Source organism: Streptomyces sp. NPDC005492 (assembly GCF_040605995.1).
Lineage (GTDB): Bacteria > Actinomycetota > Actinomycetes > Streptomycetales > Streptomycetaceae > Streptomyces.
Map to the genome: position 1 here is coordinate 242,236 of NZ_JBEXDX010000008.1, position 13,667 is coordinate 255,902.

At 69.6% G+C, this 13,667-nt stretch carries 19 protein-coding genes; 6 read left to right on the forward strand and 13 right to left on the reverse strand.

From position 1 onward, the window contains the following. Nucleotides 1–9 precede the first annotated feature (9 nt). The 6 genes from ABZT04_RS14425 to ABZT04_RS14450 form a co-directional block, all read right to left on the reverse strand. Entirely contained in the window at nucleotides 10–882 is an 873-nt protein-coding gene (locus ABZT04_RS14425) for a peptidoglycan-binding protein (RefSeq protein ID WP_356056513.1), read from the reverse strand. A gap of 5 nt (nucleotides 883–887) precedes the next feature. Beyond that, on the reverse strand, nucleotides 888–1,175 hold the full coding sequence (locus tag ABZT04_RS14430; RefSeq protein WP_356056515.1) for a hypothetical protein: 288 nt from the start codon (nucleotides 1,173–1,175) through the stop codon (nucleotides 888–890). Next, a complete protein-coding gene (locus tag ABZT04_RS14435; RefSeq protein ID WP_356056517.1) occupies nucleotides 1,168–3,528 on the reverse strand; it encodes a hypothetical protein in 2,361 nt (786 codons plus the stop codon). Before ABZT04_RS14435 ends, ABZT04_RS14430 begins: the two co-directional genes overlap by 8 nt. After that, nucleotides 3,515–4,354, reverse strand: a complete 840-nt coding sequence (locus ABZT04_RS14440; protein ID WP_356056519.1) for a hypothetical protein — start codon at nucleotides 4,352–4,354, stop codon at nucleotides 3,515–3,517. Before ABZT04_RS14440 ends, ABZT04_RS14435 begins: the two co-directional genes overlap by 14 nt. Before the next feature lie 86 nt (nucleotides 4,355–4,440). After that, entirely contained in the window at nucleotides 4,441–5,541 is a 1,101-nt protein-coding gene (locus ABZT04_RS14445) for a hypothetical protein (protein ID WP_356056522.1), read from the reverse strand. Between the two features lie 37 nt (nucleotides 5,542–5,578). Continuing rightward, entirely contained in the window at nucleotides 5,579–6,253 is a 675-nt protein-coding gene (locus tag ABZT04_RS14450; protein ID WP_356056524.1) for a hypothetical protein, read from the reverse strand. A 44-nt stretch (nucleotides 6,254–6,297) separates the two neighbouring features. On the opposite strand from ABZT04_RS14450, the gene ABZT04_RS14455 reads away from it, so the two are divergent. Continuing rightward, a complete protein-coding gene (locus tag ABZT04_RS14455) occupies nucleotides 6,298–6,648 on the forward strand; it encodes a hypothetical protein (RefSeq protein ID WP_356056525.1) in 351 nt (116 codons plus the stop codon). Nucleotides 6,649–6,958: 310 nt separating this feature from the next. Here ABZT04_RS14455 and ABZT04_RS14460 read toward each other — a convergent pair whose 3' ends face one another. From ABZT04_RS14460 to ABZT04_RS14490, 7 genes are all read right to left on the reverse strand, one after another. After that, nucleotides 6,959–7,276 carry a hypothetical protein gene (locus tag ABZT04_RS14460; RefSeq protein WP_356056526.1) on the reverse strand — a complete coding sequence of 106 codons (318 nt, stop codon included), beginning with the start codon at nucleotides 7,274–7,276 and terminating at the stop codon, nucleotides 6,959–6,961. Nucleotides 7,277–7,429: 153 nt separating this feature from the next. Next, nucleotides 7,430–8,080, reverse strand: a complete 651-nt coding sequence (locus ABZT04_RS14465; RefSeq protein WP_356056528.1) for a hypothetical protein — start codon at nucleotides 8,078–8,080, stop codon at nucleotides 7,430–7,432. 39 nt (nucleotides 8,081–8,119) lie between these two features. After that, the gene (locus tag ABZT04_RS14470) at nucleotides 8,120–8,446 is read right to left on the reverse strand and encodes a hypothetical protein (RefSeq protein WP_356056561.1); all 327 of its coding nucleotides are present in this window, start codon (nucleotides 8,444–8,446) and stop codon (nucleotides 8,120–8,122) included. A 65-nt stretch (nucleotides 8,447–8,511) separates the two neighbouring features. Further along, entirely contained in the window at nucleotides 8,512–8,799 is a 288-nt protein-coding gene (locus ABZT04_RS14475; protein ID WP_356056529.1) for a hypothetical protein, read from the reverse strand. Nucleotides 8,800–8,884: 85 nt separating this feature from the next. Next, nucleotides 8,885–9,463, reverse strand: a complete 579-nt coding sequence (locus tag ABZT04_RS14480) for a phage tail protein (RefSeq protein ID WP_356056531.1) — start codon at nucleotides 9,461–9,463, stop codon at nucleotides 8,885–8,887. 116 nt (nucleotides 9,464–9,579) lie between these two features. Continuing rightward, the gene (locus ABZT04_RS14485; protein WP_356056532.1) at nucleotides 9,580–9,987 is read right to left on the reverse strand and encodes a hypothetical protein; all 408 of its coding nucleotides are present in this window, start codon (nucleotides 9,985–9,987) and stop codon (nucleotides 9,580–9,582) included. A gap of 183 nt (nucleotides 9,988–10,170) precedes the next feature. After that, the gene (locus ABZT04_RS14490; RefSeq protein ID WP_356056533.1) at nucleotides 10,171–10,635 is read right to left on the reverse strand and encodes a helix-turn-helix transcriptional regulator; all 465 of its coding nucleotides are present in this window, start codon (nucleotides 10,633–10,635) and stop codon (nucleotides 10,171–10,173) included. A gap of 286 nt (nucleotides 10,636–10,921) precedes the next feature. Here ABZT04_RS14490 and ABZT04_RS14495 point away from each other — a divergent pair, with 286 nt between their 5' ends. The 5 genes from ABZT04_RS14495 (at nucleotide 10,922) to rpsG (ending at nucleotide 13,635) form a co-directional block, all read left to right on the forward strand. Continuing rightward, nucleotides 10,922–11,587, forward strand: a complete 666-nt coding sequence (locus ABZT04_RS14495; protein WP_356056534.1) for a hypothetical protein — start codon at nucleotides 10,922–10,924, stop codon at nucleotides 11,585–11,587. Beyond that, nucleotides 11,584–11,784 carry a hypothetical protein gene (locus ABZT04_RS14500; RefSeq protein ID WP_356056535.1) on the forward strand — a complete coding sequence of 67 codons (201 nt, stop codon included), beginning with the start codon at nucleotides 11,584–11,586 and terminating at the stop codon, nucleotides 11,782–11,784. Before ABZT04_RS14495 ends, ABZT04_RS14500 begins: the two co-directional genes overlap by 4 nt. Nucleotides 11,785–11,922: 138 nt before the next feature. Further along, nucleotides 11,923–12,480 (forward strand): DUF1707 and DUF4190 domain-containing protein, encoded by a 558-nt coding sequence (locus ABZT04_RS14505; protein ID WP_356056536.1) that lies wholly within the window; start codon nucleotides 11,923–11,925, stop codon nucleotides 12,478–12,480. 309 nt (nucleotides 12,481–12,789) lie between these two features. Further along, entirely contained in the window at nucleotides 12,790–13,161 is a 372-nt protein-coding gene (rpsL, locus tag ABZT04_RS14510) for a 30S ribosomal protein S12 (RefSeq protein WP_003948652.1), read from the forward strand. 3 nt (nucleotides 13,162–13,164) lie between these two features. Further along, the gene (rpsG, locus tag ABZT04_RS14515) at nucleotides 13,165–13,635 is read left to right on the forward strand and encodes a 30S ribosomal protein S7 (protein WP_005481264.1); all 471 of its coding nucleotides are present in this window, start codon (nucleotides 13,165–13,167) and stop codon (nucleotides 13,633–13,635) included. Nucleotides 13,636–13,667 lie beyond the last annotated feature (32 nt).

The window sequence follows — 13,667 nt, forward strand, 5'->3', positions numbered from 1 at the left end:
CCTCCTTTCTCAGGAGCTGTGGGGGACCTTCAGCGCGGCCCAGGAGGTGGCGCCAGGCCAGCCGTCGGCGGCGGTGCCGGTGTAGCCGAGCTTGCGCTGCCACTTGGCGTAGGAGGCCTTGTCGGCCGTGGTCCACTGGGGGCCGGGACCGGAGGTGTACGCCGAGCAGCCGACCGCGACCAGCCGCTTGCCCATCGCGGTGACGACGGCAGACCTGGGGTTCTTCCTGAACCAGTCGGCACCGGGGAAGGGCTGGTAGGCGGGCTTGGCGGGGGGAGTGGTGGTCTTGGTGCCGAGCCGGGTGGCGACCTGGGCGCGGAAGTCGGCCATCGTGAATCCGCGCGGGTCGATCTTGGCGCTGGTCCACTCCTTGTGACCGATGACCGAGCGCGCGTTCCAGCCGTGGGCCCGGCACAGCGCGGCCGAGGCCCGGACCATCGCCTCCACCTGGACGGCGGGCCAGGGGTCCTTGCCGTCGCCGAGGTTGACGCACTCGAAGCCGTAGAAGTGGACGTTGCCGTCGGTGTCGTTCCGCTTCGGCGCGGGCAGGGTGGCGCTCTGGGCGATCACTGCCTTCAGTACGTCGCCGTCGCCGCTGCCGGCGTGGTTGGCGCGGCCGTTGCCGACCAGGTGGACCGTGCCGTCCTTGGCGATGACGCCGTGGCAGAGCGGGCCGGGCAGGTCGGAGCGGCCGTTGAAGCACATGCTCACGGAGCCGGTGGTGCCGGTGGTCACGGTGTGGTGGATGACCACGCCGTTGACCGGGCCCCAACTGCCCTTGCTGTTGCGGTTGTTGGTACGCCAGCCGGAGTGTTCGACAACGGTGACGCCCTCGGCGCGCAGGGCGGCGACGAGGGCGTCGGCGGAAAGGGGTGTGGCCATGGGAGTCACTCCTCCGTGGGTGTCGGGTCGGTCGGGGTCGTCTCCGTCGGCACCGCGACCTCCTCGGTGGGGGCGGAGGCATCCGCGTCGCCCCCTGCTCCGGGGTCCGTCGGGTTCTCCGTCGCCGGTGCGGTCGCGGTCTCGGACACCTCCGCGGGCATCACCGCCGTGGGCTCCGGCGTCAGGTACGCGGCCAGTCCGGCGGTCACCGAGGCCGCCAGCGTGGCGAGTTGATCGTCGTCGAGGGTGACGGGCACGGGCTCGGCGGTCGTCTCCGTGGTCGTCTCAGACATACGCGGACTCCAGGATCTGGCCCCAGGTGCAGCCCGAGGCGGTGAGTGCGGACAGGGTCGGGAAGGCGGCGGTGACCGAGGCGTACGTGGCCAGGGTCAGCGCGGTCGGGGCGGCGTCGGCGTCGGGGCTGAGGCCGGCGTCGGCGGGTGTGCCGTTGGGCTGGGTGCCGCGCAGGGTCAGGGTCTGCCGCACGCCGGCGTCGGCGGTCGCCGTCGTGCTGATGCCGACGACCCAGGCCAGCGTGTCCAGGCGGGTGCCGGAGGCGTCGGTCAGCCTGATCACGTCGCCGAGCTGTACCCGCGGGTCGTACAGCACCTCGACGTCGCCGATGACGGGCACCGGGTACGCCCCGGCCTTGTACAGCGCGTCGGCGATGGCCTGCGCGGAGGTCAGGTCCTGGACCCAGTCGGTGCTGTCGCCGGTGTGTTCCTGGCGGCCGTAGTACTTCTCGCTCGGGGTGCCCGCCACATACGCGACGGCCGACCGGTCGACGGGGTCCGCCTTCGGCTTCAGTGTCTGGAGATAGACGGACGGGGTGCCGTCCTTCTTCGCCGTGTACAGGGTCTGCGCGGTGCGGTTGGAGAACCGGACCACCAGATAGCCGTCCTCACGGCGGGTCAGGACGTCGACGGCTCCCTTCACCGCCGTGGTGCCGGTCTTGGTGGTGGCGAAGCGGACCTGGGAGCCGGCGGTGGTGACCGAGTCGTCGTCGGTGCTCGGCGGACCGATGTCGAACTCCTCGTCCGCCATCACGTACGACACCGTCAGCGTGCCGTTCGCGGGGACCGTCCGTACGACGGTGTCGGTGTATGTCGTGCCCGAGTCGAGGCCGAAGTCCTCCCAGATCTTGGCGGGTTGGGAGACGTAGTTGCGGCAGGCGTCGATCTCCTCGGTGAGGGTGAGGGAGGCGATGTCCCGTACCGAGGTGAGGGTGAGGTCCGCGCCGGTCGGGGTGGTGGCGAAGCGGGTGTGGTTGCGCCAGCGGAAGATGCCCTGTTCGTCGAACTCGGCGGTCGCCATGCTCGCCTTGGCGATCTGTCCCACGACCTCCCACTGCGAACCGGAGACGCGCGGGACCGAGTACAACGGCAGTACGGCGTCGTCCAGTTCGGCGGCCTTCGTCCATGTACCGGACTGGTCGAAGACCGACGTCGAGGGCATGGCCGTGAGCCCGCCGGTGAGTTGGACGCCCTCCACGGCCAGATCGGTGACGAGCTTCAACTCGCGCAGTTCGGAAGCCGGTTGGATGCCGTAGGCGTCCGTGATCTGGTGCAGCGCCCCGAGGAACACGGTCCCGTCCGGGCCGGTCAGCCGGGGCTGCACGGTCGGGTAGACGCTGGTGCCCGTGGTGACGGTGTCGATGAAGACACCGATGTGCCAGACGCCCTTGAGCGTCTGCACGGAGGTGATGTTGTTCCAGTTGGAGTTGAGGAACGTGCCGTCGGTGGTGCCCGAGCCGACCGTGAGCTGCCCGGTCGCGAAGTTCACCTGGAGCCGCAGGGTGCCGGTCGCGCCGCCCGTGCGGTCGAGCACGAGGTCCATGCGGACGGTGTCGCCCGCGCCGATCGCGGGATTGACCCACGCCTCCAGCAGCAGCCGGCTTCCGGGCACCGTGACCCGGGAACGCGGGAACCAGCTCGCCGTGACGCCGGTCGTCAGCGGCAGCAGCGCCATTTCGTGCGGGGCGCCGTCCCGCGTCCAGGCGTAGTCGTCCGGGTCGGGCAGGACCTCCGGCTGGCCGTACGGCGCCGCGAAGCCGCCGTGCAGGGTGGCGTGGACGAGGGTGAGCGGTTGGCCCGCCACGAAGTCCGGGTAGCGGGGCGGCGGGCTGGAGTACACGCCCGCCTGGCGCAGCAGCTCGTCCACGCACCAGGTGGGGGTGGCGACCGGACGGCCCCAGGAGAACCCCGCGTAAGGCTTCGGCAGCAGCGCGGGACCGCGCAGCCGCTCCGCGCCGTCCAGCGCGGTGATCTGCACGGTGTCCGAACCGGCTTGCGCGGAACGGGATCTGACGGTCCCTCGGAACGCCGGGAGGGTGTCGGCGCCCACCCCGGCGCGGTGCACGACCGACTGGCCCGGGCGCGCGAGGTCGCCGGTGCGGCGGTCGGCCCAGGGCGCGTACAGGCCCGGCGCCGAGACGTCGCCCGTGCCGGACACCTGCGCTTGGAGCTGGGCCGAGGACGATCCCGCGAAGGCGCGCATCGCGGGCGGCAGATCGGTGGCGTACGACCGCTCCAACTGCCAGGACTGCAGCTGCGCGGAGAGGTCCGTGCCGCCGAGCCGGGTGGTGTGGGTGGTGGTCCGCTCGCCGGTGGCGAGGGCCGCGTTCGTGGTGTCGTCAGCCCGCAGCACTGGACACCTCCACCAGGTCGAGTCCGATGCTGCGGTACGGCTGCGGGCGGCCCGGGGTGTCGCTGTAGCCGGTGACCGCCATCAGGGGCAGGCCGTCGCCGGGGACGCCGTCCTCCGCCGTGCCGCCGCCGTAGGTGAGGCAGGCACCGGCGAGGGAGTAGGTGCCGGCGGTGCCGGGCCTGACGTAGGGGGTGGCGTAGGCGGCGCCCGCGGGGACGGTTCCGGTGACGAGGGGCCCGGAGGCCGTGGTCGAGCTGATGTAGGTGCCGTCCGCCTTCTTGTAGTCGATGGCGACGGTCTCCGTGCTGAGCGCGGCGATCGCGGTCGGGGCGCGGAAGGAGACCGTCAGGCCCGGGGAGACGGGGAAGTTGCCGACGGTCGCGGCGCAGCGCCAGGCCACCGCGCCGGTGGTGTCGGTGGCGGTGAAGAGGAACGTGCCCGGGGTGGTGGTGCTTTCGGCGACCGTGCCCGTGGTCGAGGTGCGGAACCACTGGGTCAGCCCGGTGATGCCGGTGGCGCCGGCCACCCCGAGTCCGGCGGCCTGGGCGGGGCCGAGGACGTTGCCGGCGGCGGGGTCGACCACGAACACCGGCCCCGAGCCGCCGACCCGGCGGGCGAGCCGGTCCAGGGCGCGGGCGTGGACGGGGGAGAGCAGGTCCCAGGCCAGCTTGAGACGGCGGACGGGTGCCTGGTTGCGGGTGACGGTGACCCGGCCGCCGAGCGACTTGAACTCGCTGACGCCCAGGTCGGCACTGCGGTCGAAGGACTTGGCGGCCTGGTCGATCTCGGTCATGGAGCCGGGCGGGCCGATCCAGAGGTTTCCCATGTGGACTCCTGAAGGGGCTGAGGGCATGAAAAAAGCCGACGGGTGAGCCGTCGACTGGGGGTGGGGCTCGCGAGGTGGGTCGTCAACTACCGCCGGGCGAGCTGCCGTTGTCCGAGGAACACCGCGCGGGCGATCTCCTGGGAGTCGACCTGGACGACGACCGGGCGGTCGGCGAGCTTCTCCACGGCCGCGGTGAGGGTGCGCAGGCCGCCGCCGTGGCCGAGCATGCGCTCCAGCTTGGACAGCGGGATGACGGCCTCGTTCTCGCCGGCCTCGCCGAGCAGGGCGAGCGTGCCGCCGGAACGGGCCGTGACGACACCGCCGGTGGCGAGGTGGGGCACGGGGACGCTCAGACGGGGGAAGCCGAAGGAACGGCCGCCGAACTTCGGGACCCAGTCCGGGATGCTGATGTGGATGCCGGCCAGCGCGCCGAGCAGGCCGTTCAGCGCGGTGGCGAGGCCGGTCATCGGGGCGAGCATGGCGTTGCCGAGGCCCCTCAGCAGCGGGCCGGCGTTCTTCACCAGTCCGCCGACCGCCGTGCCGATGTGCTTCATGGCGTAGGTGACGCCCTTCTGCAGCAGCGCGGTGATCTTGTCCATGTTGACGAACTGGGCGATCAGCGGTGTCAGAAGCGTCATCACCAGGCCGAACGGGTTCGCCGCCATGGCGAGGTTGAGCCCCTTCTGGGACAGCGAGGCGCCCTTGAGCCCCTTGCCGAAGCCGCCCATTGACTTGCCGCCCTTGTCGGCGTTCTTCGCCGCCTTCCCTACGGACGTCTCGACCGCGTCGGCCTGCGACTTGACGCTCTTCAGCTCACCGTGGGCGCCCTTGGCGGCGGACTTGAGCTTGTCGAAGGAGGACTTGAGCTTGTCGGTGCCGGTACGGGCTTTGCCGAGTCCGCCGTCGGCGCCGCCGGCTCCTGACTTGATCTTGTCGAGGCCGGAACCGCCTTGCGTGGCGGAGGTCTTGAGCTTGGTGAGGGAGGTGGCGAGTTGGTCGGAGCCGGTCTTGACCTTGGTGATGGAGGGGACGACCTGACCGGCACTGGTCCTGATCCTGTCGACGGCGGCCGAGGTGCTGCCCGTCGCCTGCCGCAGCGTGCCCAGACTGCTGGATGCCTGGCCGAGCGCTGTCCGAAATCTGCCTACGCTTGCTGTCGTTTGGTTGAGGGATTCCTTCAGACCCATTTCTCTGTCTCCGGTTCGTCAGGGGAACAGGGGGCGGTCATGCTTGGGCGGCGGTGTTGTGCAGGGCTTCCTCGAACCTTTCCAGGGCCTCTGTCGCCTTCTCGAAGATCGCGTCCGGCTTCACCTCCTTCACCTCATTGCTGATCCGGCCGACCTTCGTTTTGAGAGCGGTTACCTTGTCGTGCAGTGCACTGACTTCTGCCTCGGCGCGGTCGTATGCCCGTCGTGCGTCTCGCTGGGCGTCCGCACTCCGGGCCAGCTCGGTGAAGTCTGCCGAGGTGGAATTCGGGCGGCGGCTGCTTGTCCTGGCCGATTCCAGACGTGCGGTCGCCGCGTCGAGATCGGTCCTCTTTCTTGCTGCCGTGGCCTGCGCCGTCTCCAGGGCGCTCATCTTCTTTGCGAATTCGAGCTGTTTTCGATCGAGCTGCGTCTGATAGTGCTTGACCTCGTCGGCGAACCTGGTCGAGTAGATCTGCCGGCCACGCCAGGAGATACCCTTCTCGTCCACTTTCAAGAAGGTGTAGTCGAGTTTGACCAGACCGAGTCCCGCAGAGAAGGCGGCGACACCGGCGAGTTCGGCTTTGAGGAGCGTCATGTCGTACTTGATGGCGGTTATTGAGCTGGAGAAGGTGTAAGCCTTCTCTTTCGCCCTCTCCCAGTCATTCCTACTGATCCAGGTGATAGCATCGATAATATCGCCCTCGTCGGCCATTTTGCCTCCTTGGTCAATCGTGAGATGAATGAGAGGAATTCACGATGTCTGATGAAACTTCCTGGTATGTCCTCGTGGAGGACGAGCATCTCTCGTCCGGCAATGATGAATTCCGCCTTTCCCGTGTTGTGCATGTGGACGGGAATGTGGAGCGGGCCCGGGAAAAGGCGCTGGAGCTGGCGAAGGGGTATGACCCTTTCGGGGATTTCAAGGGGACGCGAACCGTCTTCCGTATCGGCGAGGACTCGTTCATGACCGTCATGTCGTCCGATGGTTGGCGAAAGGAAAGATTTCGCGTCACCGTGGGAGAGCTCATCCACACGGAGGAATACTTCGAGCCCCCGGCGCCGGACGAGGAAAAGGGGCGCCGGGGAATCTTCCGACGGAGCAGCTGACGCATCGCGGTGCGATCGGCGTCCCGTTGGGCGTCCAGGCGCTGGCTGTAGAGGACCTTGAGGGCTTCACGTTGCGCAGGTTGACGGCGGTGGCGTCGATCCCGCGGGGCGCCGGACGTGCCTGGACGAGGGCGTCGATCTCCGAGCCGATCTGCTCGCGGGCGGAGGCGTAGCCCTTGATGGTGACGTCCGCGTAGAGGACGCCGCCCCGTGAGGAGCGGACCGCGACCACGTCCTTGTCGTGGAGGCCGGCGGTCAACGGTGTGCCGACGCTGCCGAAGGTCACCGGAACGCCGATAAGTGAACGCCGTCAGGACAGCTCGTCGTCCGGATGCGGGCGGCCCGAGGGGGAGCCCGAGGCGGGCGGGAAGGGGAGGACCTTGGCGTCCGAGGGCCGTGGCCGGGGCTGGGGGTGTGGCTGCGTCTGCGCCCTGCGCCGCTCGTCGTGTTCGCCGCGGTCCCGCCAGCCCTTGCCGTACGCCTTGAACTCCCGTTGTTCGATTTCCGTGCGGGTGGTGATCACGAGGTCCGGTGGCAGCGGGCGGCCCTTGAAGTGGGCGGCCAGGGCTTGGTGAAGCTCCGCGGTCGCCTCGATGTCGCCCTGTGCCGTGCCGTCGTCCCTCGTCATGAGGCCCCCGTCCCTCCGTAGCGCTCGGACCCTTCGAACGCCGTTAATCGAACGTATGAGCGATAACTGTATGCAGGGTACCGGAGATACCTGTGTTGGCCGGGGGTATCAGAGAACGCTTTCGGGCCATGTGACGGTCGTGGGGCACCGCCGTCAGGCCACCTCGTACGTTCCGCCGATCCGGATGACGTTGCCGCTCACGTAGGCCGTGCCGAGCACACCGCCGCTGCCGAGTTGGGTGGCGGTGGAGCTGGACGCGGAATTCGGACCCCAGAGCGTGTACGTCGTCGCGCCGGTGCTGGCCCCCGGCTGGCAGGAGATCAGCGCGCGGCCCCCACTGACGGCCGCCACTCCCTGGAACTGCGGCAGCCCGCCCATCGCGCCGGACGGGGCCGGCAGGCCGAAGCTGTAGCTGCCGCTGCCGTAGGTCGTCGACGCGCCGAAGGTGACCAGCGTCGTGAAGTGGCAGACCTTGCCGACCACCGCGTACTTGCCGGTCAACGTGCCGTCGCCGATGGACGGGTTGGTCGTGGTGGCCGTCCAGGTCGGCGTGTACGTGTTCCAGACGCCGAGCGCGATCCACGCCGAGCCGGTGTAGTAGCTGAGGGTGCCGGGGGTGGTCAGCCAGGCGACCATTCCGGCCACCGGGGTCGTGACGGCCGTGTCCCGGTCGGTGGCGGTGTCGTACCGCAGGATCGTGCGGCCGTCGATGCCCTCGGCGAGGGACTGGAGGTGGAGGGGGAGGTTCGCGGTGTCGGCGGGCTGGGGGTACGGGAGTTTGCCGAGCGGGGTGTAGAGGGTCATCGTGCGTACTCCTGCGATGGGATCTCGGGATGGCGGCGGTCAGTTGAAGAACTGGGCCAGTTCGGCGGGGCCGGGGTTGTGGACCTCGGGTTCGGGGGCGACCCGCTCCACCCCCGGCGCCGGACGCGGCACCGGCTTCGGGTACTCCAGCGGCTCCGCGTCCTCGTCCCGGTTGACGGTGGCGAACATCCAGTTCGCCTCGGTGAGTTGGTCGACGGCGGCGGCGATCAGGTAGTCGGTGACCGACCAGTCGGCCGCCTCGCCGTGCAGTTCGCGCAAGGTCGAGCTGTCGCGTGGCAGATGCCTGACCAGCACCGACAGCCGGCGGGTGGAGAGCCGGCCGCGGTGCCAGTCGAGCAGGTCCACGCCGTAGTGGCGGAGCAGGTCCGCTTCGAGGGCCTCGGCGTGTTCGTCCACGAACTCGCCGAGGCTCAGCCTTCCCCCAGGCCGAGCCCGGTCTCCTTGCCGTACGCCTCCATGATCGCGGCGATGTCCTGCATGGTGATGTCGAGCCGGTCGAAGCGGGTGAACTGGGCGTTGCCCAGCAGGACTTGGAGCAGACCGTCCACGTCGTTGTCGTCGAGTTCGCGCAGCGCGCGGGCCGTCTTGCGGGTGAGTTCGGTCGGCAGGGTGAAGGTGTCGCCGTCGATGGTGAAGGACCAGGACCGGCCGAGCGCCTCCTGGCGCTGGGCACGAGCGGCGCTGACGTCGAAGGACATGGATCAACTCCGTTACAGATGAGGGTGGTTGGCGCGGGCGGGCCGAGGTGGGGGAGACCTCGGCCCGCCCGCCGGGGAGGATGGATCAGGAGACGGCCGAGTACGCCGGGTCCTTCATCAGGAAGGTCGCCAGCGGCTTGGTGTTGTCGACCGCCAGCGCGGTGAAGGTGACGCCGAGCTTGATGGAGGCGGTGCGGGTCAGCGACAGTTCCTCGGACTCGGTGACCTGGCCGCGGGCGACGACGAAGCGGTACGTGATGTCCGTGCCGTCGCTGAACTCGATGCCGAGCGCCTTCTCGTTGAACTTGGGGTCGGCGGACAGGTCGTACTTGTAGACGCCCGAGGCGGTGGCGGTCTCGGCGACGGCGTCACCGCCCATGAAGAACGGCAGCGTGTCCTCGTTGAGCTGGAGCAACTGGAACTTCACGGTCAGGTCGCGGTCCGAGTAGATGAAGCGAGCCGGTGACACCGACTGCCAGGTCTCGACCGGGTCCAGCTTGTCCTTCTTGGCCAGCTTGATGCCGTCCTGCGAGGTGTAGCCGAGGTCCTTCCAACCGGCCGCCCACGCGGTGGTGACATCGGTCGGCGCGGTCGTGCCGACCGGGGCGACCAGGATGCGGCCGGTGCCGGCGACCCGGATCTCGTTGGCGTTGCTGCCTGCCATGCGTAACTCCTTTGAGTGGGTTGGTCGTTGGGCTGCGCCGTGCCGGGGCATGGCGAAGGCCCCGCCGTACGACCTGGTGGGCGGGGCCTGTTCGGATGGTCAGCGGGATCGGCGGATCAGGCGGGGCGGATGTGGAGCCTCACCGTCGCGTAGTAGCGGTTCGCCGCCGCGCGGTTCCAGTCGGGCAGCCAGCGCGGTCCGTCGGCCTCGACGACGTCGGTGACGTGTGCGGTGCCGTAGGTCGTTCCGCGCAGCGTGAGGACGGCGGAACGGACGAGCAGGGCCAGCGTGTGCGCGGCGGTCTTTTCGGGGCCGTAGACCTCGAAGTCCACCAGCGGCTGGTCCAGGTGCTGGTCGTCGATCCAGGCCCCGCCGGAGCGGGAGACCAGGACGACCTGCTGGGTGCCGTCGAATCCGCTCGGCGGGACGTTGTCCACGGTGGCGGCGGCGAGTTCGGTGCGGTCGGTCAGGAAGTCGACGACGAGTCGCTCGACGTCGGGGAAGGTGACCGTCGGATCGGCCACGGGATGGCCTCCCTTCTGTGCTGCGCTGTGCGAAACGGCGGGCCGTGACCCGGGTGGGTACAGCTCCGCCGCTGCACCAACTGTGACACATTGCGTGCGCACGCGCAACTAAGCAGGCGGCGAGCGGGCAGAACGGGGGTGCCGGTAGCCACCCACCGCCGGTCGCCGACTACCCGCACTACGTCACGCCTGTGCCTCGTCCTGATCGCGTCCGTGGCCGTCCTTCAGGGTCGGCGCGTCGTTCGGCAGGAACTGTTCGACCACGCGCACGAACATCTCCCGCCGGTCGGCCGGCACCCCCAGCAGCTCGGCGACCTCCTCAAGCGTGGGGCGGCGGCCGAACTCGACGCCGGGCGCGGGGGAGGTCGACTGCTCGTGCGGATCGGCCAGTTCCTCCGCGGTCAGCCGGCCGGAGCGGATGAGCATGTCGCGGACCGGCACCCCCAGTACCCGGGCGAGCCTGCGCGTGGTCTCCAGGTCGGGCATGCTCTGGCGCTGCAACAGGCGGGTGACGGCGGCGCGGTGGACGCCCGCCTCGTCCGCGATGCGGGACTTGCCGCCGCCGCGCGGGCTGTCGATGTCGTAGTCGCGCTCCCGCATCAGGTCCTCGACCCATGCGGCGAACGCGTCCAGATCCTGACTGGCCATCGGTGTGCTCGCTTCCTCTGGGGGATATCAGATTAGCGTGCCCGCACGCACGTAATTCTGTGCGCGCAAGCAATAGATGGGAAGATTTGGCAAAAACGCTTGAACTTCGACGCTGGGTGAGGGGTTGGCCACGCGGGGCGGATGGCAATCTAGTTGCGGGCGCGCGCGCAATCTGTGAACCTGGACGCCGCTCGCTTCACACGCGTCTCTCAGGGAGGCCCCATGTCCGAAACCGGCTCATGCCCACCACCCCGGCCACCGGGGCCGACCACGCGGGGAGGCTCCCTTGCCTGACCGGAGCCCGGCGTCCGCCGCGACGGACCCGACCGCGCACGCCGCCCTCTGGATCGGCACGCTGCTCCAGCAGTTCCCCGAACTGAGCGTCGAACTCGCCCCCGGCCGCACCGCGCCGTCCCACCACGCGCCCGCCCCGCCGCCCGGCCTGGCCGACCGGCTCCGCGAGGAGCGCGCCGAGGCCCTGCTCATGGAGCAGCGCCACGGACTCGTCGCCCCCGGCCACAGCGCGGCCCCGCTGCGCCTGCACATCTCCGACACCATCCGCGACATCACGGACGGCGTCGTAGAACTGGAGGAGGCCGTGCGGGACCGCCTCGGGCTGCCCCGCGCCCGGCGAGTTCCCGTGCCCGAGCGGCTGCGCCGGATCGCCGCGCTGCTCGACGAGGTCGCCGCCGACGCCGTACTCGCGGCGCATGTACGGGACGAGACCCGGCGGATGGCCCGGCGCTGCGCCCGCGCCCTGGGTGACACCGAGACCGTCGTCCGGGTGTCGGGCCGCTGCCCCTGGTGCGACTCGGTCTCGCTGCGGGCCTTCCCGGACCGCGGTGCCGTCCTCTGTGTGAACCCCGCCTGCCGTTGTGCGGCGCCGGACTGCGGCTGCCACGACGACCCGGCCTACCGGCACACCTGGGACGAGGGGGAGTGGAGCCGATGACGCCACCGACGAGGACCGGACCGCCGACGCTGATCCCCGGGCCGCTGGCCGCCCAGGAGGCCGGGGTCGCGCCCGCCACCATCCGCAAGTGGGTCCAGCTCGGCCGGCTCCGGCCGGCCGGGAAGTCGGGCCGCGCCCAGCTCTTCCGCCTGGAGGACGTGTTCGCCGCGGAACGCACCGCCCGTCGCACCCGATGACACCGGCCACTCTGCTTCTCTTTTGCCCCAGGAACGGGGTGGCCGTCCCCTTTCGGTCCCGAAGGGGAACCGGTGCCGATTTCGGGGCGTTGGAGCATCATGGAGGCATTCGGTCTCCGGCGCCGGGGGAGGTGTTCCGTGTCGTACCCGACACCGTGGCAGGGGCAGGGATCGCAGCCGCAGCCGTGGCAGGGCCAGAGCGGTGGGTCGATGCTGGCCGCGACCGCGGACCGGGAGCGGGCGGTGGACGTGCTCCGGGCCGGCTTCGCCGAGGGGCGGCTGCGGGAGGACGAGCTGGAGAAGCGGGTCGCCCGGGCCTACGGCGCCCGCACGGTGGGTGAGTTGATGCTCCTGGTCGCCGATCTCCCCCAGGGCCCGCAGGCCACGGTCGCCCTCCAGGGCCCGCAGCCGGGATTCCGGCCGACCCCGCCGACGTTCCTGCCGGCCCCGGTGCCGGTGACCAACGGCAAGGCGGTCGGCGCGCTGGTCTGCGGCCTGCTCACCGTGCCGACGCTCGGACTCACCGGCATCCCCGCGGTGGTTCTCGGCCACACCGCCCGCGCGGAGATACGGCGGACCGACGAGGGCGGCGACGGCATGGCGCTGACCGGACTGGTCTTCGGCTGGCTCTCCATCGCGGGCTGGGGACTGCTGATCCTGCTGGGCCTGATAGCGGCCACGGTGTCGTCCGGCTGAGGGCTCCGGACCGTGGATTCGAAGATCGCCGTGCGGGTGCGGCATTGCCCTCTTCCCCGTCGAGCCGTGGGTGACACCCATTTGTTTTGACCGCAGCGAATGAGGTAGGTACGCTCAGTCCTTGTGCCTGGGGTGTGCCCTGGCTCTCGTGCGTGCCTTGAACCGCACTAGGGGAGCTGACACTGGCCACCGCAATCTGCGCCCCTTTTGCTACCCGGCGAAAGTCTGCGGGATTCGACACACCCGACCGCGTGGGTCGGCGACGTTCCAGGTTAGCTTCACCATCGGCACACAGAAACCGGAGAAGTAGTGCCTACGATCCAGCAGCTGGTCCGGAAGGGCCGGCAGGACAAGGTCGAGAAGAACAAGACGCCCGCACTCGAGGGTTCCCCTCAGCGCCGTGGCGTCTGCACGCGTGTGTTCACGACCACCCCGAAGAAGCCGAACTCGGCCCTGCGTAAGGTCGCGCGTGTGCGTCTGACCAGCGGGATCGAGGTCACCGCTTACATTCCGGGTGAGGGACACAACCTGCAGGAGCACTCCATCGTGCTCGTGCGCGGCGGCCGTGTGAAGGACCTGCCCGGTGTTCGCTACAAGATCATCCGCGGTTCGCTTGACACCCAGGGTGTGAAGAACCGCAAGCAGGCCCGCAGCCGCTACGGCGCCAAGAAGGAGAAGTAGAAAATGCCTCGTAAGGGCCCCGCCCCGAAGCGCCCGGTCATCATCGACCCGGTCTACGGTTCTCCTCTTGTCACCTCCCTGATCAACAAGGTGCTGCTGAACGGCAAGCGCTCCACCGCCGAGCGCATCGTGTACGGCGCCATGGAGGGCCTGCGCGAGAAGACCAGCAACGACCCGGTCATCACGCTGAAGCGCGCGCTGGAGAACATCAAGCCCACGCTTGAGGTCAAGTCCCGCCGTGTCGGTGGTGCGACGTACCAGGTTCCGATCGAGGTCAAGCCCGGTCGCGCCAACACGCTCGCGCTGCGCTGGCTGGTCGGTTACTCCCGCGCCCGTCGCGAGAAGACCATGACCGAGCGTCTGCTCAACGAACTTCTCGACGCTTCGAACGGCCTCGGCGCGGCCGTCAAGAAGCGCGAGGACACCCACAAGATGGCCGAGTCCAACAAGGCCTTCGCGCACTACCGCTGGTAGTCGCAGACCCCATCGAGACCGAGAGAAGACTG